Origin of the sequence: Nostoc sp., from assembly GCF_036917675.1 — a bacterium.
In the GTDB taxonomy this organism is placed as follows: domain Bacteria; phylum Cyanobacteriota; class Cyanobacteriia; order Cyanobacteriales; family Nostocaceae; genus Nostoc.
Map to the genome: position 1 here is coordinate 152,914 of NZ_JBALCT010000003.1, position 25,100 is coordinate 178,013.

General features: G+C 41.7%; 26 protein-coding genes and 1 tRNA gene. 19 read left to right on the plus strand and 8 right to left on the minus strand.

The window, feature by feature from the left end:
* Positions 1 to 56: 56 nt before the first annotated feature.
* Positions 57 to 650, plus strand: a complete 594-nt coding sequence (locus tag V7K31_RS01290; protein ID WP_335092109.1) for a Maf family protein — start codon at positions 57 to 59, stop codon at positions 648 to 650.
* 98 nt (positions 651 to 748) lie between these two features.
* A complete protein-coding gene (locus V7K31_RS01295) occupies positions 749 to 1,486 on the plus strand; it encodes a phycocyanobilin:ferredoxin oxidoreductase (protein WP_335092110.1) in 738 nt (245 codons plus the stop codon).
* Positions 1,487 to 1,826: 340 nt separating this feature from the next.
* Here V7K31_RS01295 and V7K31_RS01300 read toward each other — a convergent pair whose 3' ends face one another.
* Positions 1,827 to 3,245 carry an ATP-binding protein gene (locus V7K31_RS01300; protein ID WP_335092111.1) on the minus strand — a complete coding sequence of 473 codons (1,419 nt, stop codon included), beginning with the start codon at positions 3,243 to 3,245 and terminating at the stop codon, positions 1,827 to 1,829.
* Between the two features lie 1,020 nt (positions 3,246 to 4,265).
* Between V7K31_RS01300 and V7K31_RS01305 the strand changes: the two genes are divergently transcribed.
* The 3 genes from V7K31_RS01305 to V7K31_RS01315 all read left to right on the plus strand — a co-directional run bounded on the left by V7K31_RS01305 (position 4,266) and on the right by V7K31_RS01315 (position 7,763).
* Entirely contained in the window at positions 4,266 to 5,684 is a 1,419-nt protein-coding gene (locus tag V7K31_RS01305; RefSeq protein ID WP_335092112.1) for an HlyD family efflux transporter periplasmic adaptor subunit, read from the plus strand.
* Between the two features lie 87 nt (positions 5,685 to 5,771).
* Positions 5,772 to 6,926, plus strand: a complete 1,155-nt coding sequence (gene devC / locus V7K31_RS01310; RefSeq protein WP_335092113.1) for an ABC transporter permease DevC — start codon at positions 5,772 to 5,774, stop codon at positions 6,924 to 6,926.
* A 126-nt stretch (positions 6,927 to 7,052) separates the two neighbouring features.
* Positions 7,053 to 7,763 (plus strand): DevA family ABC transporter ATP-binding protein, encoded by a 711-nt coding sequence (locus tag V7K31_RS01315; RefSeq protein WP_335092115.1) that lies wholly within the window; start codon positions 7,053 to 7,055, stop codon positions 7,761 to 7,763.
* Positions 7,764 to 7,932: 169 nt separating this feature from the next.
* Here the strand turns inward: V7K31_RS01315 and V7K31_RS01320 are convergent, their stop codons facing one another.
* Positions 7,933 to 8,751 (minus strand): hypothetical protein, encoded by an 819-nt coding sequence (locus tag V7K31_RS01320; RefSeq protein WP_335092117.1) that lies wholly within the window; start codon positions 8,749 to 8,751, stop codon positions 7,933 to 7,935.
* 109 nt (positions 8,752 to 8,860) lie between these two features.
* Here V7K31_RS01320 and V7K31_RS01325 point away from each other — a divergent pair, with 109 nt between their 5' ends.
* The 3 genes from V7K31_RS01325 (at position 8,861) to V7K31_RS01335 (ending at position 12,740) form a co-directional block, all read left to right on the plus strand.
* Complete coding sequence (locus V7K31_RS01325; RefSeq protein ID WP_335092119.1) at positions 8,861 to 9,658, plus strand: HAD family hydrolase; 798 nt, start codon at positions 8,861 to 8,863, stop codon at positions 9,656 to 9,658.
* 166 nt (positions 9,659 to 9,824) lie between these two features.
* Positions 9,825 to 12,005: a polyphosphate kinase 1 gene (gene ppk1, locus V7K31_RS01330; RefSeq protein ID WP_335092120.1), complete on the plus strand. Its 2,181-nt coding sequence runs from the start codon at positions 9,825 to 9,827 to the stop codon at positions 12,003 to 12,005.
* Between the two features lie 318 nt (positions 12,006 to 12,323).
* The gene (locus tag V7K31_RS01335; protein ID WP_335092122.1) at positions 12,324 to 12,740 is read left to right on the plus strand and encodes a response regulator; all 417 of its coding nucleotides are present in this window, start codon (positions 12,324 to 12,326) and stop codon (positions 12,738 to 12,740) included.
* A 129-nt stretch (positions 12,741 to 12,869) separates the two neighbouring features.
* Here the strand turns inward: V7K31_RS01335 and V7K31_RS01340 are convergent, their stop codons facing one another.
* Positions 12,870 to 13,043, minus strand: a complete 174-nt coding sequence (locus V7K31_RS01340; protein WP_335092124.1) for a hypothetical protein — start codon at positions 13,041 to 13,043, stop codon at positions 12,870 to 12,872.
* A gap of 257 nt (positions 13,044 to 13,300) precedes the next feature.
* On the opposite strand from V7K31_RS01340, the gene V7K31_RS01345 reads away from it, so the two are divergent.
* From V7K31_RS01345 to V7K31_RS01355, 3 genes are all read left to right on the plus strand, one after another.
* Entirely contained in the window at positions 13,301 to 13,858 is a 558-nt protein-coding gene (locus tag V7K31_RS01345) for a DUF2854 domain-containing protein (protein WP_335092126.1), read from the plus strand.
* A gap of 180 nt (positions 13,859 to 14,038) precedes the next feature.
* Positions 14,039 to 14,320 carry a hypothetical protein gene (locus tag V7K31_RS01350; RefSeq protein ID WP_335092127.1) on the plus strand — a complete coding sequence of 94 codons (282 nt, stop codon included), beginning with the start codon at positions 14,039 to 14,041 and terminating at the stop codon, positions 14,318 to 14,320.
* An 84-nt stretch (positions 14,321 to 14,404) separates the two neighbouring features.
* Positions 14,405 to 14,668 (plus strand): hypothetical protein, encoded by a 264-nt coding sequence (locus V7K31_RS01355; protein WP_335092128.1) that lies wholly within the window; start codon positions 14,405 to 14,407, stop codon positions 14,666 to 14,668.
* A gap of 145 nt (positions 14,669 to 14,813) precedes the next feature.
* Here the strand turns inward: V7K31_RS01355 and V7K31_RS01360 are convergent, their stop codons facing one another.
* Positions 14,814 to 15,074 (minus strand): chlororespiratory reduction protein 7, encoded by a 261-nt coding sequence (locus tag V7K31_RS01360; protein WP_335092129.1) that lies wholly within the window; start codon positions 15,072 to 15,074, stop codon positions 14,814 to 14,816.
* 449 nt (positions 15,075 to 15,523) lie between these two features.
* On the opposite strand from V7K31_RS01360, the gene V7K31_RS01365 reads away from it, so the two are divergent.
* Together V7K31_RS01365 and V7K31_RS01370 are read left to right on the plus strand one after the other, a co-directional pair.
* Positions 15,524 to 15,652 carry a hypothetical protein gene (locus tag V7K31_RS01365; RefSeq protein WP_335092130.1) on the plus strand — a complete coding sequence of 43 codons (129 nt, stop codon included), beginning with the start codon at positions 15,524 to 15,526 and terminating at the stop codon, positions 15,650 to 15,652.
* The gene (locus V7K31_RS01370) at positions 15,640 to 16,662 is read left to right on the plus strand and encodes a PleD family two-component system response regulator (protein WP_335092131.1); all 1,023 of its coding nucleotides are present in this window, start codon (positions 15,640 to 15,642) and stop codon (positions 16,660 to 16,662) included. The genes V7K31_RS01365 and V7K31_RS01370 overlap by 13 nt, the downstream gene beginning before the upstream one ends.
* 38 nt (positions 16,663 to 16,700) lie before the next feature.
* On the opposite strand, the gene V7K31_RS01375 is transcribed toward V7K31_RS01370, so the two are convergent.
* Positions 16,701 to 17,906, minus strand: coding sequence for a histidine kinase (locus V7K31_RS01375; protein WP_335092132.1), 1,206 nt, complete (start codon positions 17,904 to 17,906; stop codon positions 16,701 to 16,703).
* Between the two features lie 1,261 nt (positions 17,907 to 19,167).
* On the opposite strand from V7K31_RS01375, the gene V7K31_RS01380 reads away from it, so the two are divergent.
* From V7K31_RS01380 to V7K31_RS01395, 4 genes are all read left to right on the plus strand, one after another.
* Positions 19,168 to 20,562 carry an S-layer homology domain-containing protein gene (locus V7K31_RS01380; RefSeq protein ID WP_335092133.1) on the plus strand — a complete coding sequence of 465 codons (1,395 nt, stop codon included), beginning with the start codon at positions 19,168 to 19,170 and terminating at the stop codon, positions 20,560 to 20,562.
* Between the two features lie 353 nt (positions 20,563 to 20,915).
* A complete protein-coding gene (locus V7K31_RS01385) occupies positions 20,916 to 21,083 on the plus strand; it encodes a hypothetical protein (RefSeq protein WP_335092134.1) in 168 nt (55 codons plus the stop codon).
* Positions 21,084 to 21,116: 33 nt separating this feature from the next.
* Complete coding sequence (locus V7K31_RS01390; protein WP_335092135.1) at positions 21,117 to 21,830, plus strand: SGNH/GDSL hydrolase family protein; 714 nt, start codon at positions 21,117 to 21,119, stop codon at positions 21,828 to 21,830.
* A gap of 309 nt (positions 21,831 to 22,139) precedes the next feature.
* Entirely contained in the window at positions 22,140 to 23,138 is a 999-nt protein-coding gene (locus V7K31_RS01395) for a M42 family metallopeptidase (protein WP_335092136.1), read from the plus strand.
* Here V7K31_RS01395 and V7K31_RS01400 read toward each other — a convergent pair.
* Both V7K31_RS01400 and V7K31_RS01405 read right to left on the minus strand, forming a co-directional pair.
* Positions 23,089 to 23,535, minus strand: coding sequence for a DUF5615 family PIN-like protein (locus V7K31_RS01400; protein ID WP_335092137.1), 447 nt, complete (start codon positions 23,533 to 23,535; stop codon positions 23,089 to 23,091). The genes V7K31_RS01395 and V7K31_RS01400 overlap by 50 nt on opposite strands.
* The gene (locus V7K31_RS01405) at positions 23,447 to 23,752 is read right to left on the minus strand and encodes a DUF433 domain-containing protein (protein ID WP_335092138.1); all 306 of its coding nucleotides are present in this window, start codon (positions 23,750 to 23,752) and stop codon (positions 23,447 to 23,449) included. The genes V7K31_RS01400 and V7K31_RS01405 overlap by 89 nt, the downstream gene beginning before the upstream one ends.
* 177 nt (positions 23,753 to 23,929) lie before the next feature.
* Between V7K31_RS01405 and V7K31_RS01410 the strand changes: the two genes are divergently transcribed.
* Entirely contained in the window at positions 23,930 to 24,415 is a 486-nt protein-coding gene (locus V7K31_RS01410) for a hypothetical protein (RefSeq protein WP_335092139.1), read from the plus strand.
* A gap of 240 nt (positions 24,416 to 24,655) precedes the next feature.
* Here V7K31_RS01410 and V7K31_RS01415 read toward each other — a convergent pair.
* A tRNA-Thr gene (locus V7K31_RS01415) sits at positions 24,656 to 24,727 on the minus strand.
* 33 nt (positions 24,728 to 24,760) lie between these two features.
* Here V7K31_RS01415 and V7K31_RS01420 point away from each other — a divergent pair.
* On the plus strand, positions 24,761 to 25,054 hold the full coding sequence (locus tag V7K31_RS01420) for a DUF3493 domain-containing protein (RefSeq protein WP_335092140.1): 294 nt from the start codon (positions 24,761 to 24,763) through the stop codon (positions 25,052 to 25,054).
* Positions 25,055 to 25,100 lie beyond the last annotated feature (46 nt).

Consider the following 25,100-nt stretch of genomic DNA (forward strand, 5'->3'; position numbering starts at 1 on the left):
CCAAAATCCAAAATTGAATTGCCCAATACCCAATTACCAAGTTTTTCAGAAATATCATGAAAATTCCACCTTTTGTACTTGCCTCAGCTTCCCCAGCCCGTCGCCGCTTGCTGCAAACTGTTGGTATTGAACCGATAGTTCGACCCAGTGACTTTGATGAGTCGCAAATTGAACTAAGTGAACCAGCAGAATTAGTCAAAGCTCTTGCCCAATACAAGGCGAAAACTGTAGCCCCGCAGTTTGAATCGGCTTTGATTATGGGTTGTGATTCAGTTTTGTCCATCAATGGTGAAATTTACGGTAAACCACCAGACATATCGGAAGCGATCGCACGTTGGCAGATAATGCAAGGTAACTTTGGCGACTTGTACACAGGTCACACCTTAATTGATATACAGCAAAATCGGACTTTAGTCAAGTCTCAAGTTACAAGAGTTTACTTTGCTCAAATGAGCGATCGCGCCATCCAAGCCTATGTTGCCACAGGTGAACCCCTCAAGTGTGCTGGAGCCTTTGCCATTGAAGGTTTTGGTAGTTTCTTCGTGGAAAAAATCGAAGGCTGTCACAGCAATGTAATTGGACTCAGTTTACCCCTGTTACGGCAGATGCTAGGTGAATTGGGATACGATGTCACTGATTTCTGGCAATAGCCCAATGGCCATGAAGTGTTTGCTTAATATTGCAGTCCACAGCAGGTGTGGCACAACAGGTTGTAGACTGGCTACTAGATCGCATTCCCAACTAGAATATGTCATTTACTTCTATGCCCTCGCTGCGTGAACAACAACATCCCCTAATTCGTCAGCTAGCTGATTGTATTGAGGCAGCTTGGCATCAGCACCTGGATCTATCGCCCTACCATTTGCCTGATGAGTTGGGATATGTGGAAGGTAGACTAGAAGGCGAAAAATTGACGATTGAAAATCGCTGCTATCAAACGCCCCAGTTTCGGAAAATGCACTTGGAACTGGCAAAAATCGGAAATATGCTGGATATTTTGCATTGCGTCATGTTTCCCCGTCCAGAATACAACCTGCCGATGTTTGGTTGCGATTTAGTTGGGGGTAGAGGTCAAATTAGTGCTGCGATCGCTGATCTTTCACCGATTCACGTAGAGCGCACCTTACCAGAATCGTATACTTCTGCACTAACACAGCTAACAGTGCTTAACTTTTCCCAACCCCGTGAATTACCTGAATGGGGAAATATTTTTTCGGATTTTTGCATCTTTGTCCGCCCCAGTTCGCCAGAAGAAGAAACAATGTTTCTGTCGCGGGTGCGAGAATTTTTAGACATTCATTGCACCCAAGCGATCGCCTCACATCCTGTTTCAATTGAACAAGTCACACAAAATATCGCCGGACAACACAACTACTGCACCAAACAGCAGCAAAATGATAAAACCCGCCGCGTACTAGAAAAAGCCTTTGGCCCAGCTTGGGCAGAAAATTACATGACCACAGTTCTATTCGATCTGCCAAATTAAAGACAATTTCAGATGGGGATTTAAACCCCGACTGAAACTGGGACTACCTATAGATGTAGGGGTCTTAAACCCTTTAATTTACGATAAAGTAGCCTCAAATATATATAGAGAGACTTTGACATCGTTTTGCTTTTAAGCACTTTTTTGTTTGTTGTGAAAGGGTTTCAGGCTTTGAGAGTTACTCATATTGGTTTGCTTTTAAGCACTTTTTTGTTTGTTGTGAAAGGGTTTCAGGCTTTGAAAGTTATTCATATCGGTTTGCTTTTAAGCACTTTTTTGTTTGTTGTGAAAGGGTTTCAGGCTTTGAGAGTTATTCATATCGGTTTGCGTTAAAACACTTTTATGCCCAAAAAGGGAGATAGCGAGCATAGCGGGTAGAGGTTGATTCGGATTCGTCTGCCTTGATCAAGCCAGTTTCTTTGGTAGCTCCTATAATCTGAGAAACGATTACTGCCTTTGACTCACTTAGACGAAACCGCTCTCGTAGGGTTTGATTAGACATGGGTTGATTGCTGACGTACAACAGGCAACAATGTTGGTAACAGGCTCGAATTCGGTCTGGTTTGCTCATGTCGGCGAAATCTTGATGGGCAAACAGTACTGCTGTGGTGCGTGTCTCACCTACTCGAAAATCTGGTGCGGGTAGTTGAAACATCTCTGCTGCGCTTACAACTTTGTCAATGCCACTGCCTTTTTCTTCACATATACCAAAACGTCGCATTATATAAGTGAGTTGTTCGTTGCGGGATCGATTTTCATCAATAAATCGCTCCACCTTAATGGGCGGGATGCCGGGATTAGATATCTCAATGCGATCGCTGTACATCTCGATCATGACTGAAGCGCCCGTCGCTAGAAAATCCTGATGCACCAAAGCATTAGCAATAAGTTCTCGCAAAGCCTGTTTCGGAAACATCTTTACTTCTTCCCGCACAACTTCCTCGATAAAACGATTTTGCGGTGCTGCTGAGTGGACAAAATCCACTAACCTCTCAAAGCTAACTGCATATCCTCGATTACCCATCTTGTCATCACGGGTTTGCAGTTTGTTGATACCTTCGTAGATCACGACACGGGGTGCTTTACGAGCCAATGCGAGGGAAAAGGCATCTAGTTTTTTTGCTAAAAGGATGGCGGCTAGGTTGGAGATTGTCCAACTCTGTGCTGTCTGTTTGATTAAATCTTGGCTCTGCAATCGTTCTAGGACAGCATCGCGGCTAGTCGGATAGGGGATTTTTAGCAGTTCAAAGTAGGTTTGGGTATCGAGGAGGGCAATTACATCGTCAGGGCTAGCGTCAGATCGGGCGGGTTGCGAAAACCAATCTTGTTGGTCTTCCGCAAAAATGCTTTTTAGTACATCTGGTGTCATCGGCACTAGATCCTCTCCCGCTCTCATTAGGTAGGCTCCATCAAAGGCTAATGGTTGCCCGACGGGACGGGTTGGCACTTCAAAAACTAGCACTCGTCCATTAGGATGCTCCAATTCTGTAGCGTCAACTCGAAACCTGAGTTTCTCCACAATGCGAGCTTTGATCTGGTTAAGGTCAGTCGGGGATAGAAAAGCTTGGGAACCTACGACCTGACGCGGGGGCTTGTCGGTTACGCCCAAAACCAGATATCCACCGCCTTCATTGGCTAGAGCTACGCAGTAGCGAAACAATTTGGTTGTATCAAACTGTTGCTTGGCTTCTTTGAATTCTAGCCGTTCTGTTTCTACGGGTACATTCAGCCATTTTTCAAGGTTCTCAAGGTTAATCATGCAGCATTTACCTCTTGAGGCTCCAGATCGTCCAAATATTTGAGAAACAGCAGTCAAGAAATTTGCTCCGTGTAATCTAACTCTGTAGTGCAGCCCGACTCTTTCCAGAGAACCTCATCAATATTTTTAAAGATTTGCTCGAACATTCAGCTTTGCTGTGGGATTTTTACTATGTTATCTTTTGTTTCCTTAAAGCTATAGGGTTCACCTTAGCTTGGTTTGGGAGACTCACAGTTCACCATCTGTAGGCTCTGTTACGTTTTCGCGTAACGGATAAATGTAGAATTCATTCAAAGAGAGTTTAATGGAGTCCCAAAACAGCAACAGAGAGAGTATAAAGGTCTTTGAAGCGAATATCACAAAATGGTTTGTTGTCTTGGTAGGTGCAAGTAACTAGAGACAGCTAACTCATTGATCAGAAAGTTAAGGCAACTCTAATGTTAAAAATGCTCAGGGTGAACAGATATTTTTTAGTTAGTTAATTGTTGATTGACTTAAGGAAGACTCACTTTTGTATCAACATTATATCAAGCATTGGCAACAGTCTATTTTTGATGTTTCTTTTCAATTTTGTGACTAACTGTAGCCGTAATGAATGTAGCAGTAGAGTACCGCATCATACCAATTTAGGATTTTGTGTATAGACGTGATATATCGCATCTCTACATCTAGATTCATACTGCTTGTGAATTCTGCTAACTTCCATTGCACTCATGTCTCAATAATACTCAGAGTTATTGAATAGCCAGCTACTATAGCGTTTTTAGTTTCAATACAGACCTAATAAGAACAGCCCCTTAAGAGCAAGGGAAGTGAGGTCATTGTATTGCATACAAACGAGCGATCGCTATAGAAAACACCATTTTACAAAGCCATAGTGTTGAGCGTTCATCACACAATGGATTTTAAGCCATACCCAGCTTTAAACCACTGTTGTTTGTCCTAAGCGGCTGGCTGTTGATTAAAAACCCTTTTATTTTTACTTCCATCAGCACAATTCAGGTAAACGGGCAACATACTATGTCAAGGGTGACTGAAAAGCCAAGTGAGCAGACACTTAATCGTGAACAACCTAAGATTTGGTGGGGTATCGCTGTCGCTGTGCCAGTAGTAATCGCTGCTGGGATACTAGGTACAGCCAAAATCGAGCAGTTGAGAAAACTAACTACATCCGCACCCATAATGCCATCTACCAATACCATTAGTGCTGTAGGGCGTTTGGAACCGCGAGGCGAAGTTGTTAAATTGTCCGCCCCATCATCAGGATTAGCACCATCATCACGAATTCAGCAACTTTTGGTGAGAGAGGGTGAACAGGTAAAGCAAGGTCAAATTGTCGCAATTTTGGACAACCGCGATACCCAAATAGCCGGACTAGAAGAGGCAAAAGCCAAAATGCAAGAATCCCGTGCGAATTTAGCGCAAGTTAGAGCCGGATCTCCAAGAGATATTCAAGCCCAAAGAGCAGTTATTGGTCGCCTACAAGCGCAGTTACTTGGGGAAAGGGATGCTCAACAAGCAACGATCGCGCGGATTGCAGCTCAGTTAAGTGGTGGTAAACTCGTCCAACAAGCAACCGTAAATCGCCTAGAAGCTGAACTTAGTGGGCAAAGAGATGTCCTAAGAGCAACAATCGGACGTGTCCAAGCCGAACAGCGCAATGCCCAAGTTGATGCCGGACGCTATGATTATTTATACCGAGAAGGTGCGATTTCTCAGCAAGAGCGGGACAGAAGACGCTTGAGTGCAGTAACTTCTAATCAGCAGGTTGCTGAAAGTCAAGCTACGCTGAAGCAGACATTGGCAACTCTACGACAGCAACTTGCTGAGGCTAGAGCTAACCAAATACAAAATTTAGCAACTTTGCAACAGCAGCTAATCGAAGCCAAAGTTAACCGCGATAAAACTGTAGCAACTTTGCAAAGACAAATCGATGAAGAAAAAGCCAAACTGAGCAAAATTTTAGATGTTAGTCCTACCGATGTGCAAGTAGCGCAAGCCCAGGTTAGTAATGCGATCGCAAATGTCAGAAAAGCCGAAGCAGAACTGAGATTGAGCTACGTTCAAGCACCAATCGCTGGAGAGATTTTAAAAGTTTACACCAAATCAGGCGAAGCGATCGGTGCAAATGGCATTGCTGAAATTGGCCAAACCAAGCAAATGTTTGCGATTGCTGAAATCGCCGAAGACAGCATTGGTAAAGTGCGTATTGGTCAAAATGCTACTATCACCAGCGACAATGGAGCATTTAGCGGCGAATTAAAGGGAACTGTCACTGAAATCGGCAGAAAAATTGGTAAAAAAGATGTGCTGAATACAGATCCAGCAGCAGATGTGGATGCCAGAGTCGTAGAAGTAAAAATTGCTCTACCTCCAGCAGATAGCCAGAAAGTTTCTGGTTTAACTTACGCTAAAGTTGTCGTCGAAATTAATAACTAATCAAGTTATAGGTATGAGCGTCACCCGCATGGATTTAAGGAAAAATCTAAAATCTAAAATCGCTAACTGTGCTTGGATGTCTAGAAAATGAATCAAAAAATACCTCTGTCCTGGCTACAACTGACAAGAGAAAAAACTCGCCTAGCTGTAGCTTTAGCAGGAATTGCTTTTGCTGATATTTTAATGTTTATGCAACTCGGTTTCCGGGATGCTCTGTATTATAGTAACGTTCGATTCCATAATAGCTTGCAAGGCGATATTGTTTTAATTAACAGTCAATCTAGCGCTGTACTGGCGATGAGAAGCTTTTCTCAACGGCGATTATATAAAGCTTTAGATTTACCCGCAGTCCAATCAGTACATCCGATATATTTGGACTTTACAATCTGGAAAAATCCTGTAACAGGCCGTCCTCGTAGTATCCTAATATTTGGAATGAACCCAGAAACTAACCTAGTTAACTTACCTGGAGTTCAGGAGAATTTAGATAAACTTAAACTACCTGATGTAGTTTTATTTGACCGTTCTTCTAGGGTAGAATATGGGCCAATTGCTGCTAACTATGAGCAAGGAAAGACTGTAACAGCAGAAGTGCGAAGGCGGCGAATTAAAGTAGAAGGGCTATTTACATTAGGGGCATCATTCGGCGCAGATGGTAATTTAATTACGAGTGATATTAACTTTCTACGTATATTTAATAATCGTCAAAAAGGATTAATTGATATTGGGTTGATTAGATTAAAACCGGGAGCTGATGCTAACGTTGTCGCCCAAGAATTACGAAAGTATTTACCTAATGAGGTAAATGTTTTAACTAAGCAAGAATTTATTGATTTTGAGCGGAATTATTGGGCAAATAGTACAGCTATTGGGTTTATTTTCACACTAGGCACTGTCATGGGTTTCATTGTGGGAACTGTGATTGTTTATCAAATCCTTTATACAGAAGTTGCAGATCACTTAGCTGAATACGCGACTCTCAAGGCAATAGGCTATACACAAAACTATTTATTGACAGTCATCCTTCAAGAGGCTTTACTATTAGCGGTTTTAGGCTATATTCCTGGAATTATATTTGCTTTTTTTATGTATGATAGTGCCAGAAAAGCAACACTTTTACCAGTTTTTATGAGTTTTGATCGCGCCGTAATGGTGTTGTTTTTGACTATGATGATGTGCATTATTTCTGGTGCGATCGCAGTCCGAAAATTACGTTCTGCCGATCCAGCAGATATCTTTTAGTTAATTCAATATTAATTAAAAGATATTGTTGTTCATCCTAGGTTAAAGTTAATAATTAAGAAAGCTTAATTTCTAACAGTTCCTACAGTTACGTCTCGAAACTACTAAATTATAACTAACAAATTTATGATGAAACAAGAACCTGTAATTGCCATTAAAAATCTCAATCACTACTATGGCAAAGGCGCATTGAGAAAACAGATATTATTTGATATCAACCTAGAAATTTATTCTGGTGAAATTGTAATTATGACGGGGCCATCAGGTTCAGGTAAAACAACATTACTGAGCTTAATTGGTGGTTTGCGGTCTGTACAAGAAGGAAGTTTAAAATTTTTAGGTGAAGAACTCGTTGGCGTCAGTCAAAATAAACTGGTGCAGATGCGACGCAAGATTGGTTATATTTTCCAAGCTCACAATTTGCTAGGGTTCTTGACAGCGAAGCAAAATGTGCAAATGGCGGTAGAATTGAATAATAATATTTCTCAAACAGAAGCAGTGGCTAAATCAAAAGCCATGCTGGGGTCAGTTGGTCTAGAAGAACGAGTAGATTACTACCCAGACAATCTTTCTGGTGGACAAAAACAAAGAATTGCGATCGCACGCGCCCTAGTGAATCGTCCCCCACTGGTGCTAGCAGACGAACCAACAGCAGCATTAGACAAACAATCAGGACGCGATGTTGTGGAAATAATGCAGAGTCTAGCCAAAAATCAGGGAACTACTATCTTATTAGTGACACACGACAACCGCATTTTAGACATAGCCGATCGCATCGTAGAAATGGAAGATGGTCTTTTAACCCGTAATTCCCCAAATACAGCTATTCAGTCATAATTCCAAAGTGAGGAATCATAACTCATATAACTAAGCTGTGACGCAAATAAACATAGCCTATTTACTCATAAGGGTTGTCCTACCTTGCACAAAGCTTCTATGTCATTGGTCATTTGTATCTACAAAGGACAAATGACTAATGACTAATGACTAATTACAGCCATAATTATTATTTAGTCGAGCCTGATTTTTTCATTCCAGGTTGATTTGGCTGAGGTGGGGTATTTGGTTGGCGACTAGTACGAAAAGTCACATTCACCCCTTCATTCGATTGCTCCAGCACCAGTAGAGGCGTAGGTTTAGCCTTTTGATCCCAATGCATAGTAGCAATCCGACCTTGAATTATTGGTTGCCAACTATCTTCGTTTTCTACCGGGCTTAGGTAAGTTTCTATACAGTCAATAATTTGACTAATAGTCGCAGAAGTTGCTTGCGTCGGTAACTTCGTTAACCGGATTTGAATGCGAAACAGCACCCGCTTGGCAGAATTCCCTGGACTACCAGTTTCATACTCTACATCAAAAATTTCATCTACTTGCCGTCCAGCACTATTAGCAATTCCGACTGATCCTTGTTGTGCTTGATTTGGACGCAGGGCTTGAGTAATTTTATCTTTGATCTGAATCTTCACTTGATTAAGGATTGCAAAATGAAACACCTCCTCTGCCATCCGCATTCGCAGATAATCTAGGTTAAAGTCCCGTGAGTTGACCAAATCGGGATTAGTTTCCATTTTGCGAATTGTTTCCAGCGCCAGCTTAAATTTTTTCTCTAGTTCTCGCGCACGGAATTGTTCAAACTTAAGTTTTTTCTCCAGCTTATTCATCTGGAGCTTACTATACACAATCAAAGCAATGACGGCTAAAGCCAGTCCTCCAGAGCTTACTACCAATAATGGTACTATTTGAGGATTACTCGCTGGCACTTCCTGGGATGGCTTTTTAGTCTTTGTCCCGGAGGACTGGGCAAGAAAGATCGAAGTGGGCATGGTTGAGAAACTGAAAAACTTGACTCCTGATGTTTAGGATGCCCAAATCTTCAATGCCATCTTGCTGTATGATTAATATTCTTTCTTTACAGCCTTTTACAAACCGCGTATGTCCAGACACCAGAGCCTCCCTGCCCTGTCTGAGATTTCATCTACTAGCCTGAGCAATATTCGCCTGATAGCCACAGATATGGATGGCACTCTGACTACACGAGGAAAATTTACTCCCGCACTGCTGCAAGCTTTAGAGGATTTAGCGACAGCTGACATTAAGGTGCTGATTGTCACCGGACGTTCTGCTGGGTGGGTGAGTGGATTGAGTGCGATTATGCCAGTAGCCGGTGCTATAGCAGAAAATGGCAGTTTGTACTTTCCACCTGGGAACCACAAACCAGTAGTGTTAACACCCATTCCCGATTTAGCTCAACATCGCCAGCACTTGGCTACGGCTTTTGAGAATTTACAAACTAAATTTCCCCAAATCCAAGAATCTGCTGATAATCGTTTTCGCATCACCGACTGGACTTTTGATGTAGCTGGTTTGAGTCAAGATGAAATACAAACCTTAGATAATCTCTGTCAACAAATGGGTTGGGGATTTACCTATAGCAATGTGCAGTGCCACATTAAACCCCAAGGGCAAGATAAAGCTGTGGGATTGTTGCAGGTATTGCGCGAATATTTACCTCAGTATTCACCAGAACAAATTTTCACAGTTGGCGATAGCCCCAATGATGAAAGTTTATTTGATCGGCGTTATTTTCCTGTTTCTGTAGGTGTGGCAAACGTGCTGGAATATGCGAATCAATTGAAATATCACCCTGCTTATATTACCACTGCTGCCGAAGGGGAAGGATTTTGTGAGTTATCTAGTTATATTTTGAAAAGCTTGCACATCTCAACTTAGAGAGAAGTAGAGTTGTTCTACGGTAAGGAGAGGGATGTGCATCAGGATTGGGTGAGGTTTCTGTTTGGCTAACGATCGCCTCAGCGTTATGCTCAAGCACCATTTAACTTAATATGTTTATTGTCCCCCAGCTCAATGGGCTTCATCTGCCTGCTTTTAGGTCATTATGGCAAAATCTAAGAAAAGCGCTACTCCCATCAATCTCAGCGATCCACAATATTATCTTAACCGAGAGTTAAGCTGGTTAGAATTTAATAGCAGGGTGTTACATGAAGCCTGTGACGATCGCACACCCCTTCTGGAACGCCTCAAGTTTTTAGCAATCTTCTGTTCTAATTTGGATGAGTTTTTCATGGTGCGGGTTGCTGGTTTAAAGCAACAAGTAGAGGCGAAAGTCAGCCTATTAACTCCCGATGGTCGCACGCCACAACAACAGCTAGACGATATTCAGTCTAGCCTCAGTCCCCAGGTTAAGAAACAGCACCAACATTTTGAGCAAGTACTTCGACCCTTATTAGCAAATCATGGCATCCATATCCTGGATTACATAGATTTAAATCAAAAACAACGGACTCATCTCAACAGTTATTTTGAAGAACAAGTCTTTCCAGTTTTGACTCCCCTAGCTGTTGATCCCAGTCATCCCTTTCCTTTTATTTCTAATCTCAGTCTGAATCTGGCTGTTGTCGTCAAGAACCCAGACACCGAAGAAGAATTCTTTGCCAGAGTTAAAGTCCCCAGTGTTCTACCACGATTTTTGCCGATACCGCCTGAGTTGGGAACTGTGGACGAGGGAAAACCTGCCCATTGGACTGGAGTACCTTTAGAACAAGCGATCGCTCATAACTTGGAATCTCTATTTCCAGGGATGAACATTCAAGAATATCATCCGTTCCGCATTACCCGTGATGCCGATTTAATATTAGAAGAAGATGACGCAGATGATTTGTTATTAGCGATCGAACAGGAACTGCGAAAACGGCGCCTGGGTGGGAGTCCAGTCCGGCTAGAAATTCAATCTCAAACTCCTGAAATAGTGCGATCGCGCTTATTGCAAGATTTGGAATTAACAGAAACTGATATCTACGAAGTAGACGGTCTTTTGGGACTGCGGGATTTAATGTACTTTATGTCCTTGCCACTACCGGAACTCAAAGATCCACCACGCCAATCTGTTGTACCATTACGTCTGCAACGACTCAAGGAACCGAATTTAAACCCAGATGTCGTAGAGACGGACGAAGGAAAAGACTTTTTCGCTGTAATTCGGGAAAAGGATTTGCTAGTACACCATCCTTATCAATCCTTTTCGGAAACAGTAGTGCGCTTTATTACCCATGCCGCCTATGACTCGAATGTGTTAGCCATCAAGATGACTCTTTACCGGACTTCTGGTGACTCGCCCATTGTTAACGCCTTAATTGCCGCCGCCGAAAATGGTAAGCAGGTATCTGTACTGGTGGAATTAAAGGCGCGATTTGATGAAGAGAATAATATTTACTGGGCAAAACGACTAGAAAGAGTTGGAGTTCATGTTGTCTATGGTCTAGTAGGGCTGAAAACCCATAGTAAAACCCTGATGGTGGTACGGCGCGAAAAAGACCGGATACGTCGCTACGTGCATATTGGCACTGGTAACTATAACCCCAAAACGGCACGGCTGTATACAGATTTAGGATTGTTCAGTTGCCGTGAAGAATTGGGTGCTGATGTCACAGATTTATTTAATTTCTTAACAGGATACTCCCTGCAAAAATCTTATCGAGAGTTGCTGGTTGCGCCTGTGAATATGCGCGATCGCTTTTTAGCACTAATTCACCGCGAAATCGAAAATGTTAAAAATGAATTTTCTGGACGCATTGTTGCCAAAATGAATGCCCTAGTCGATCCGGAAATTATCGCCACTTTATATGAAGCTTCCCGCGCCGGAGTGCAAATCGACTTAATTATCAGGGGCGTTTGCTGTTTGCGTCCAGGACTCAAAGACATTAGTGAAAACATTCGTATAATCAGCATTATCGGTCGCTTTTTAGAACACTCTCGCATTTTTTATTTTCATAACAACACACAGGAGGAAATCTATATCGGCAGTGCCGACTGGATGCGCCGCAACCTAGATCGCCGAGTGGAAGTAATTACCCCAGTTAAAGACCCGGATATTGCTAAAGATTTGCAAGAAATCATGGGAATTATGCTCGCAGATAATCGCCAAGCTTGGGAATTACAAGCCGATGGCACTTACATTCAACGCCGTCCCTATGATGATTCTCCAGAAGCTAATTCACAAAAAATTCTCATGAATATGGCATTACGCTCAACTGGTGTAGCTTCAAACCTGATAGATTAAAAAATAAGTTATTTCTACCTTGACAACTAGCTCAACTTAGTTTTATTAGAAAACTTGAATTTTTGAGAAGTTATCTAAAAGAACGTGGATTAAATAAAATGCAAAACTTCATCCTGTCTCACGATCCCTCTCCAATATATCGGAGAGGGATTGAGGGTGAGGTAAGCCAGGGACATAAATTGTATGTTATTTAATTCTTATTCCTAAGTTGTTTGTCATGGGTTCAGACAACTTATTCAACCATAGGATAGAGTCAGTGCTGGCACTTGTTCTCATAAACTAGAGAGGTTATTTTGAATAATTTCCTCTTTCCCCTCAATGTTAATGTTATCCTGTGAGCTTTCTACCTTGCGTGTTCTAGTAGTTGATGACCACGAACTGACTCGTTTAACCTTACAATTGGTTTTTTCTTGCCAGAAAAATATTCAAGTAGTAGGTTTAGCTAGTAATGGTGAAGAAGCTATAGAAATGGTTAAACGTTGCCATCCTGACGTAATTGTTCTAGATTTACAAATGCCAGTCATGGATGGTTGGAGTGCGTCTAGTCACATTAAAGCTATATCTCCGAACACCCAGATTCTTGCTTACTCCTCAGTGGAAGACGTAAATTTTCAGGGTACAAAGGCAATGTCTAGCTTTGATGACGTTTGTAAGAAAGATATACCTACAACTGAACTTATTGCCTTAGTTAGGCAGTTAGGTCAGCGTACAGGAAATGCACCAGTTGCAGGATAAATGATCCAGGTATGTTGCTTCGCCAACTCAGGCTTAGTTCAATTCTGGGGATTTGAGGACGTGATAGTACTGAGGAGCGTCGGTACACCCTAAAGTTGACGGTTAAACCGACGCAATTTTTGATAATTTCTACGCTACCGGAATGGTGCGTCTAAATTCATCAATTAATTCATCCAGTTCTTCCAAAGCCTGATTTACGTCAACTCTCAAAGTTCCCAGGTTTGGTTCTTCCAGTAGACTTAATAGGTACTCGCGTTTACTTTGAACTGCGACAATTCGTTCTTTTATAGTCTGTATATCCATTATTTTTTCCCATCTTTAACTACCTCTAAATTTAAAGTTAACTCAAAATCCAACATTCTGGGGCACTAAGTAGCTCAACCTAATTAAATATCAAACGCTCAGGAGATAGATACCCGACTTCTTAGAGAAGTCGGGTATCTAAGTATTTGGTTTGTTTATACCACCACTTACTGACTTAAGTTAATATTCTTCCATAATTTGTTAGTCATAGCCGATGATAAAACTGAGGTATTAATAATTTATACTAATTTAAGCTCATGCTACGCCAAATCTCTTTGGGAACAATCGGTTTAACTATCGGCGGCATCTTAACCATCATTGGCTTTGTCGCCTATGCTGCTAATAATCCCACACTCAATCTTGTCGGATTTTTTTACGGGATTCCTCTATTGTTGGGAGGGCTGGCGCTGAAAGCTAATGAACTTAAGCCAGTACCATTTAGCGAAACTACGTCACCGTCAGCATTGATACTGCGCCAGCAGCAAGCAACTGAGACTCAAAATAAAATTCGCAAAGACATCACCCGATATTGCTACGGTCAAGATGCTCATCTAGATACAACACTTTCTTTTCTAGGTTTGAGTCCCACAGACCAGGAACGGCCAACAGTCACAGGGTTGCGAGAAACAGAAGTTAATGGCAGCTATGCCCTAATTTTAGAATTTGATTCGCCGCTAATACCAATTGATGTGTGGCAAAAAAAGCAGGAAAAAATGACCAACTATTTTGGACCTGGATTGGAAGTTGAAATAACGCAGCCATCTGAAAATACAGTTGAGCTAGCACTGATTAATACTCAAAAAGAGTCAATATAATTTATAATTGATAATTCATAATTTAAATCAGTGTTAGCTCCTGAACTCTCCACTGATTTAAGACCACTGAATTAAAGCCTCGGCTTTAATTCAGTATTGGCTCTGTACCCATTCTTTAATTATGAATTAATAATTATTCGGCCATAATATCTCCGGTGTGGTTCATAGACAATAAAAACCATGAGCAAGTATAGAATTTTAAAACCGGAGCAAAGTTACACTTTTAGTGAATACTTTTTGTTGCCCAACCCAACAATAGACATACTGGCTGAGTTTGAGTACAGCTACGATCGCACAGAGCTAGAATTACCAAGATATTTGCCTGAACTGAGCTATTTAGAATTTTTACAAAATTATTTGCAGCGCAATATCAAGCTTTTTAACCCAATCCCTGAGATATCAATACGGGAATTTTTAATTGCACCTATCCTTGCTGAAATATGCGCTCATACAAAGGCTTAACTATATAGTGAGTATCCGATTAATGTTAATGAACAACTCAAAGGTACTTTTGATTATTACTTACATAAATCTAACTCCCTATTGGTGATTGAAGCAAAACAATCAGATATCAGAAGAGGGTTTATACAGCTAGCAGTAGAATTAATCGCTCTTGATCAGTTCCTAGATCATGAGAAAGCTATTTTATATGGAGCAGTTACCAATGGAGATGACTGGAAATTTGGTACTCTTCATAGAAAAGATAAGCGGGTTGCAGAAGATATTAAACTTTACCGTGTTCCTGAAGGTTTAGAAGATTTGATACGAGTGCTTGTAGGCATCCTTTCATCTGAACTGAGTACTTCTTAATTCACTCAGCACGGGCTAAACCTTAGCTTTAGCTATCCGCTAACAGCCCTGAGTATGGTAAACTACCCATTGCTTTTAGTTGTGTAACAGACTTTTAACTAATCGCCGAGTTAACACATTTTCCTCTTAACCACTGACTAAAAAGTTACTTTTCTAAACGAACTGCATACCACTGTAAATATTGCCCAGGAGCAATATCTAATTTGCAGCTGGTGTCGAGTAAATATTGTGCTTGAGCTTCCACAGCATCAAACTTTTGCAAGTCAGGTGATAAATCTTCAATTGGGACTTGTTGGAGAGTTTTTTTGAGCTTTTCTAATAACTCTGATGGTGTCAGAAATTGTTCTGGTTGATTTGTTTCTAGAACAACAAAGTGATCTTGCTGGTACATTAAGGGGTCTGGCATTTTAAAGTTTTCGTGAATCTAAATAGGGTTTGATTTTTTTGTAAGAACTTCTGATTGTTTGCGTAGCCAAAAAGGTGATGGTTTTATGTGCTGTCTGTGAAGTAACTATAGGATTTAGTTGTTCAAAATAATAAATTTAAGTCAAATGACATTAATATTAGCTATCTTCTGAGCGCACTTTGGCAATTGCTTTGCCCTGTCTCAAGAGGTTTAAAAACTAACTCCAAAACTAAATAATTAAGGTATGCATTTACAATTTTTTTAAAAATTGCAATTTAACTTGAACAATGGGGAAATATAAAAGCAATGCTTCCTCTCATAACCATAGTTGAACAAAAAGGTAACAATTGCGTTCGTGTTCCAATTATAGATTGTCTATGCAACTTAGTTATCCACCGCTTGCTTGGCTCACTAACATTCAGCAGTCTATTGTCAAAAAATAGTTGATTGTGAAGCCAGATCCACCATTGCCGCAAATTCTGGCATTGATGAAAAGAGCGATCGCCCCCATGCGATTGAGTTACACAGCCTTTTTCAAGATAGTCCCGCAACTAGAAGGCAACTCATGTCAGGCATAAGCCAATTTACTGATTCTAAGCAACCACCACTGATTCTAGTGGTTGATGACGAGAAAAGCACCCGAGTCTTGTTGCGTAAAGCTATGGAACAAGAAGGTTATCGAGTGGTCGAGGTTAATGATGGTAAACAATGTTTAGATGCTTACGAGACTATCAAACCTGATATAGTTTTACTAGATGCTGTAATGCCTGTGATGGATGGCTTTACCTGCTGTAAGCACTTGCTCCAGATTGCCAGGAATAAAAGAATATCAGATGTTGCAACCTTTTATACTGACTCGATCCTTAACAATACTATCATCCCCATGTGGGATCGCACTCCCATATTGATAATCACATGCTTGGACGACGAGGAATCTGTAAACCTTGCTTTTGCAGCAGGGGCGACTGATTACGTCACTAAGCCAATTAACTTCGCTGTATTGCGCCATCGGTTGCGGGGACTGCTAAAGGAAGCGCAACTTTACAAACAATTAGAGGCAACAAACCAAGCTTTGCTTCACCTTGCCTATGTAGATGGCTTAACTGAGTTGGCAAATCGTCGCCACTTTGACAATTATCTGCATACTCAGTGGATTAATCTCATACAAGACGAATCTCCCTTGTCAATGATTTTATGTGATATCGACTTTTTTAAATTTTATAACGATAAATATGGCCACCCTGCTGGGGATATCTGTTTACAAAAGGTGGGCACTCTCTTAGGTCTTAAGGCACAAAAACATCAGGATTTAGTAGCGCGTTATGGTGGCGAAGAATTTGCTGTGATTATGCCATACACCCCTGCATCTGGCGCAGTTCACGTTGCCGCAGCGATACAAGCGGGAATCAAAGATTTGCAAATTGTTCATGAAGGTTCTGCGGTGAGTCAGTATCTCACCCTCAGTATGGGCATTGCAACTGTTGTCCCCACTTGGGAATCCTCACCTTCAGATTTGATTGTGCTGGCAGATAAAGCACTCTACCAAGCAAAAAACGGGGGACGCGATCGCTTTGTCTCAAGTTCTTAATTGTCATTTGTCATTTGTCATTTGTGAATCATCAATCCCTAAGAAGGATAAACTGGCAATGTGAAGTGAAACCATGCTCCATTATTGGGGGCAGAGTCTACCCAAATTTGGCCATAATGTGCCAGGATGATGCATCGGCATAAACAAAGACCAATGCCGTAACCTTCTGTACCTTCATCCCGTTGCAGGCGGAAGTGATTTTCAAAGATGCGATCGCGATTCTCTACAGGAATACCAGGTCCAGTATCACCAATACTAAACTGAACTTTTTGGGTAGTGCGGTGCAATCCGGCCATGCTAATCTTACCACCTTTTGGGGTGTATTTTATGGCATTATCCAACAGATTCATTAGCACTTGGCGGATGCGTTCTGGGTCAGCATATACATAAGGTAAATCATTGGGAATATCCGTTTCTATCTCTTGGGCTTTGGCGGTGTAGCGATCGCCCAATTCTTCTAGTACATCTAAGCACAGTTTACCTAGCTGTACTTTTTGTGGTATAATTGGCAGCTCTGTATCTTTGCCACGACCTACCTCTAAAAGGTCGGCAATCATCCGATCAATGATCTTAGTTTGATTACGGGCTTGTCTTAATAAATGTGCCGTCAAGGATGGTTTGAGGCGCTGGAATTTCCCTGTCTCTAAATTGTAGTTAGATTGGAGAGTTTCTATGGCGATCGCGGCAGCAGTTAGCGGATTACGGAGATCGTGTGCCAGCATCGCAATCACCCGATCTTTAAAATGTAGCTGCTCTTGGAGGTGATCTTTTTCCTGCTTCAACTGAAAAATTTCGTCTGAGAGTCGGATTAGTTCCGCAGAAACAGCAACTGAACGGATAGTGGATTTGGGTAATGTCACTCTAGCATTGTCCTCTATACGTTCTTGTAAGTCTGACTGTAATTTTAAGTAGGTTTCCACAGCAGCTTGCCAGCGAGGCCACCAGTTTTTCAATTGCGTTATGATATTACTCCCAGCTAAAATCTGTCGTGGTTCAGGATGGATTTTGATTAAAGCTGGCGTTGCGAGCAATTTAAAATGTTCTGCTAAGTAAGGTTGTTGTCCAATATCGATAATTTGAAGTTCAAAACTATACTCAGTCTGCAATTCTTTTAAATAAGCACGTATTCGCTGCACCTGTTGTCGAGACTTGGGGTGTCCATCGACAAACAGTAACAGCTGGAGTGGAGCCTCAGAATAAATAGGCTGATCCTGGGAAACTTGCATGTAATCGTGTTTCAGCACTCGTAACAACCCGGTGACGCTTTACAGAAAGTAAAATGGACTGGCGGTTGTCGATGGTCGTTGTTTCTTCTTCTTAATATCTATTTTAGATTTTCATACTTCTATCAGATCGGCGTTTTTGACATCAGACATATCTTTTTGCTGCCTTTTGCCCCTTTTGGCTAACTTCATCTCCAAGAAACACCCAAGCCCCTTGAATATAAGTCTTAATTGCCCTGAATCAAAATTTTCGTCAGAGCCAGCAGATCAAAGGTTTAATACTATGTCAAATCGGCTAGTGCAGCACCATGTCAATCCGAGTGATAGCTTTGAACAAGCGATCGCCCAATCAAACGCAAACCCTAATTGTATCTAATCTATCAGGAAGCTGTTAACTGTTCAGACCAAGTTTGTAGAGGGTTTTCTCAACCGCCAGTGCATCCGATGAAGTGTCTTTTTTGTCTCTACCCAATCCTACTAATGATTGGGAAACAGCCATAGATAACAGATACTAGGGAAACTGCTGCAATACTTGATTGCTTTGCATATAACCCCAGTCGCCAAGTTCCTGGAATTGCTTAAAACTGGCATTTTCCAGCTATTGCCTTACTAAGCTTACCATCGTTAGATGAATAATTTCCAGAATCGATTGTAAGCCAACGTTAGAGATGCCCCCCTTGGGTGAGGCTAAGGGGGGCTTTAGTCCTAGTCTATCACTTGAGTAGGTTGGCGTAGGCTTTGCCCAAGCTAGGCATCGCCTGACTAATAGTGCATCTGCAAGGAGATTAAAGCTTTTGGTAACTAAACTGTTCTTTGGCGAGTTTTCAATCATTTATCCGCTCTGGTAATTGAATATTTCGAGAACTATCTGAAAAATTGATTCACGATCTAGTAGTCTGCCAGATTAATTTTGCTCAGTTCCTAGTGGGTGGCTCTAACCCTGATCTCACAACTAAAGACAGCACCAAGATCAGAAAACTCTTATCTAGTAAGCATTCCAGATTTGTTTATATTTTTTTTCCGAAAATGTTAGTTTGCCAGAATTTTAGGGAATTCTATAAATAAGCATGGGAACAAAACCTAATGGCTGTAAAACAAAGACAACACGGTAGCTTTTTGCTACCGTTTACTAATTTTTTGAGATATCATCATCTTCATCAATAGGAAGAACAGCAGGGAAGTAGGGGATTGGAGCAGAGCAATGCCTAATCCCCTATTCGGATTCCCATTTAATGAACAGTCTGCGCTAGGGTAGGAATTGAAACTCAATTTGTGATTTCCTGTGCTTCCCTGTAAACGTCCAGCTGTATTTCTAATTTGGGCTGTTCTACTCACCTCGTTAACAGCCTGTGCTAACAGTCCAGTCGCCAAAAACCTTGAGCAATCTTTGGCGGCAGATCCTAAGCTGCAAAACAATCCAGCTGTCTTTGGAGAATCTCAGGTTAACCAACCGCAAGCACAGCCAAACGAATCAACAATTAAGTTACCAGCTGATTTTCCTAAAGATATCCCACTATATTCCAACGCCAAACTCCAGGAAGTTACACCTGCTAGCGGCTCAGAAAACAGAATCTCAACTCGTTGGTTGAGTTCTGATCCCAGCAACTTTATTGCTAGCTTTTATCACAGCCAGTTTCAAACAAATAACTGGCAGATTTTGCAACAGCCAACAGATGATGCGGCAGGTGCATTTGAGGCACGTCGTAACGATTTGCTGTTAAAAGTTTCCATTCAGCCTAAATCAGTTACTAACGCCACACCCAATCAACCCCAAACAGCCACTGAATTATTGATTGAGTACGTACCGAATAGTACTGTAACGGTACAACCTACCCCAACTACAAATCCTAGCGAAACTAATAACGCCGTTCCTCAACCAAGTAATCCACAGTTCATTGGCCCGGCACCACCTGCAAATTTGGCTTCCCAGCCACCAAGCACGGCTAATAACCAAACAACTCCTACAGCCACAGCCGAATCTCAGGCATTCAATGATCTGAATAAGGCACCGCAAGAATGGCGGCAACATATCCAAGACTTGGCTGCATTAGGTGTTTTGTCTCTAGAACCAAAGGCAACTAAGAGCAACTCTACTACCACAACTAACCAGTTTGAACCCAGTAAAATTGTTACACATCGGGAATATGCTCGTTGGCTAATTGCTGCTAATAATGCTATCTATGCCAGCAATCCCGCTAAACAAATTCGCTTGGCATCAGAAAGTACTCAACCAATTTTTAGTGATGTGTCGGCAAAAGACCCTGATTTTCCAGCAATTCAGGGATTAGCCGAAGCTGGGTTAATTCCCAGTCCCTTGTCTGGAGATTCTACAGCAGTTTTGTTTCGTCCTGATGCACCACTAACGCGGGAACAGTTGCTGCTGTGGAAATTACCCTTAGATACTCGCCAAGCTTTACCATCTGCTAACTTAGATGCTGTCAAACAAACCTGGGGTTTCCAAGATGCAGCGCGAATTGACCCCAAGGCTTTAAGAGCAATCTTGGCTGATTATCAGAATAGCGAACAATCGAATATTCGGCGGGTATTTGGTTATACGACTCTGTTTCAACCTAAAAAACCAGTAACTCGTGCTGAGGCTGCTATGGCTTTGTGGTATTTCGGCACTCAGGGTGAGGGTGTATCGGCTGCTGAGGCTTTGAAATTAAAGCGCGGTTAGTCCATCGTTAGCATAAAAGTGGGCAATTACCACCCCTTAGTATGTAAATTTTGCTATTTCTTTGTAATATACCGATTTTTTATCAAGAAAATGTAAATCTAAGTATTTACAGCGTTTTTATCCGTCTTTGATGAATTTTTGAGGGATAGTTAAGTAAAACAACGTAAATTAACTCAATAAGTAACTGATTATCAGCCTTTCATTACTTTTAAACAGAGTAAGTACAGCTTTGCGTAAAATCGTGGCGAATTGATGGATTGAAATTTAAACGCAAAGGGGCGCTGAGGGAAGCGCAGAGGCACGCAGAGAATTAATGAGATGTTGTACTAAGGAATACCACAGGTAAAAGGAATATGAAAAAACAAGCGATCGCAGCCGGATTTGTTCTATTTTCTTTCATGTTACCGACCAAAGCCTCGGCTGCGAGTTTTGATCAGCTTTATGTATTTGGTGATAGTCTTTCCGATACAGGCAATATATATAATGCTACGGGTAAAACATACCCTCAAAGCCCACCTTAGTTTGATGGACGTTTTTCCGATGGGCCAATCTGGGTGGATTATCTCGGAGATCAGCTAGGGTTAAAGCCTACTTTATTCACTACTATTTCTCCCACACAAATTCCTACCCAAGGGATAAACTTCGCTTTCGATGGTGCTAGCTCTAGTTTAGGTAATGCTGTCGTTCCCAATCCAAATTTACCGGGAGTACTCAAACAAGTCCTTGGTTTTGCTGGAACTCTGAAAGCAAATAATCAAACTGCTGATCCAAATGCACTTTATACATTATGGGGAGGCGCGAATGATTTCTTTTTTCTTAACCCTAAAGACTCGGCCACGCCAATCAGTAATATATCTCTGGCGTTGAATACTCTGGTAGGAGTCGGCGCGAAAAATATTTTGGTGTTTAACTTGCCAGATTTGGGACAGGTACCAGCAGCGAAAATTGATAATCGCAACCCTGCAACCCTTAGCAAATCTACTAATGAGTTTAACTTGGGTTTAGCAAAAACTGTGAGCGATTTGAATCAAAATCCAAATCTTAACATCATCTCGGTTGATACTTATTCTTTATTTAATCAGGCAAGTACACTAGGTTTTACAAATGTAACTGAGTCTTGTCTATCTAGGCTAGATATATGTATCCCAGGTAACAACAAGTTTCTCAGCTGGGACGGTTTCCACCCAACGACCTCTGCTCATAAGGTGATAGCAGATGTTGCACTGGCGGCGATTGAGGCTAAGTCTGTCCCCGAACCTGCGAATTAACTTAGGAATTTTAGCCCTTGGTGCTTTTGGTGCGGTAGGAGTGCTGAAGCGTCAACAAAAAAGGTCAGCAAATCGGGTTGTTGATGCACAATTGTCTCATACAACAGTTGAAAATTAAACTCAGGAATAAGAATTAAATAACATACAATTTATGTCCCTGGCTTACCTCACCCTCAATCCCTTTCCGATATATTGGAGAGGGATCGTGAGATAGGATAAAGTTTTGCATTTTATTTAATCCACGTTCCTAACTATATTGATGTGATGTCGGATTACGATCGCTTATTTGAAATTATTGAATAATTAGTGATGCACCATTCTCCTAGTGGTGCAGAAACTGAGATTAACCAGTTGTTGATGCAACGATTTGCGGCGCTGGGTGTGGAAGTATGGTGCGATCGCGCCGATAATATTATTGCGAAAATTCCAGGGAAAAGTCCAGACCGAGCGATCGCGATCACAGCACACAAAGACGAAATTGGCGCAATTGTCAAGAGTCTCGGTGATGAAGGTCGTGTGGAAGTCCGCAAACTCGGTGGTTCTTTTCCGTGGGTTTATGGGGAAGGCGTTGTAGATTTATTGGGAGATAGCGAAACCATTAGCGGTATTCTGAGCTTTGGTTCCCGCCACGTTTCCCACGAATCGCCTCAAAAAGTCCAGCAGGAAGATACTACTGTGAAGTGGGAAAATGCCTGGATTGAAACGAAGCTCACATCTGCTGAATTAGAAGCAGCTGGTATTCGACCTGGAACTAGAATGGTAATCGGTAAGCATCGCAAGCATCCAATTAGATTAAAGGATCATATTGCCAGTTACACCTTAGATAATAAAGCTTCTGTTGCGATTCTGTTAGCTTTGGCTGAAAATCTGAAACAGCCAGCCGTTGATGTTTATTTAGTGGCGTCAGCAAAAGAAGAAGTGGGGGCAATTGGGGCGCTATTTTTCACCCAAAATCAGCGTTTGGATGCCTTGATTGCTTTAGAAATTTGTCCATTATCTAAAGAATATCCTGTTAAAGATGGGGAAAGTCCTGTACTTTTATCTCAAGATGCTTATGGGATATATGATGAGGGGCTAAATGGACAACTGCGCCAATCTGCCAAGCAATTTGATATACCAGTGCAGTTAACGATACTCAGCCAGTTTGGTAGTGATGCATCTATTGCGATGAAATTTGGTCATGTTGGGCGTGCTGCGTGTTTGGCATTTCCTACCCAAAATACACATGGATATGAAATTGCTCATTTAGGAGCGATCGCTAACTGTATTGATTTGTTAAAAGCTTTCTGCGAAACTGAGTTTGAGTGATATATCCAGGCTTTGATTTGAAGAGCGATCGCATATCAACCCAAAATAGCGTGAACAAATTCCAACTATTTTGTGCCGCTAGAATAATGCCTCTGTGCTGCGGATACTGAATAACCAAGGACAAAAAATCTTTGATGTTGAAGGTAAAAATACACCGTCCGTTATCTGTGGCTTTCAGCAGTTGCATTTCATCGCTAGCATCTTCTGGCATCCATTCATTGGGAGTGCGAGTCACATCATGACCACGAGCAACTAGAGCCGTATGCAATGCTTTAATGGAGGTGTCTGCATCTAAATGCAGGAGGAGTTTAGACACCAGCAGTTTCAATCGCTTGTTCTGTAGCGATCGCTTCATCAATCTCGGTACGATGGGCAGTGTAAAAACCCAATGCGTCATTGATCTGAGCTTCAGTAATACCATACTGTTGGACAATTTGCTCGCAAGACCAGCCCCACTGATGAGCAGCAATCGCTAGAGTTTGCACTCGAATTCCTGTACCACTAACAACGGGAACTTTTTGGCCACTGCTTCCAATGCGATAGCTAATCAAGGCAAAGGAGGGGTCGTTCAGTTGATGGCGAAGGGAGGCAACTTTTTCTGCTACTGCCCACAAAATAAATATGATCGAGGGAAATTCCTTGGCTAGTTGCCCATTGCTCTATCTCTTGCTGTAGTTCAACAGGTAAATTGACCAAGTAGGAAGGCATCTGCGGAAGCTCAATGAATTGACTTTTTCATGACTTGTCTTTATTCTAAGCGATCGCCCCGTAGCAGTTTCAATTTATCGTTTGTGATTTTGGCGATGCCTGGGTTGAGCTACGCCAACGCATTTATGATTTCGGCGATGCCTGGGTTGGGCTACACCAACGCATTTATCGATTTTGCGATGCTTACGGCTGGCTACGCCTACGCATTTGTTATTTCCGCGTACGCATTTATAGATTTGGCGATGCCTGGGTTGGGCTACGCCAACGCATTTGTTATTTCGGGGTATGCATTTGTTATTTCGGAGTACTCATTTGTTATTTCGGGGTACGCAATTGTTATTTCGGGGTACGCAATTGTTATTTCGGAGTACTCATTTGTTATTTCGGAGTACTCATTTGTTATTTCGGAGTACTCATTTGTTATTTCGGAGTACTCATTTGTTATTTCGGAGTACGCATTTGTTATTTCGGGGTACTCATTTGTTATTTCGGGGTATGCATTTATTGCTTTTGTCATTACTGTTGCTGATTACACTTATTCTCAAACAACAAATCGATATAAAAAATGAGTAAAAACACAGACAAACTCGTAATTATTTCGTTGAACTTTTAATGAAATAAATCCACAAAACTACCCATCTCAGGCAAAAGGATACTCCACTATGTTGAAAGAGGAATTATTAAAAAAGGATGTGTTATGTCTTTAAAAACTCGTGGTTCTGCTGCTATTGACAAAGCCCAACTTCGTCTCGCCTTTCACTGTACATTGATTTATGTCAAACTTTACTATTGAGCAATACTTTCATCAAAGCCGATGATGGGATTTGAACCCACGGCCTGCTGATTACGAATCAGCTGCTCTACCACTGAGCCACATCGGCGTTCACAATCTAAGAGTATAGCATGATTTAATCATGGTAGATCAAAATCCTAAAAATCGGCTTAACCCTGAACAATATGCCAGCCTGAAAGCAGAAATAGCCGCTCCTTATCGCGGGTTACGACAATTTTTCTACATCGCTTTCGGTGCTTCTGGCGCACTCGGCGCATTCGTATTTTTTTTTCAAGTGCTTGCTGGGCGGGATGTTGAGAGTGCTTTGCCTAGTTTAGCTCTCCAAGTAGCGATCGTTGCCTTAATGGTCTTCCTCTGGCGCTGGGAACAGCGTCGGGAACGACGCTCCCAATCGGGTAAAAATCCTAATTCCTGAAGGGAGAAATTTTAGCTGTTAATTTTTTTACCTTGATGCCAGATTC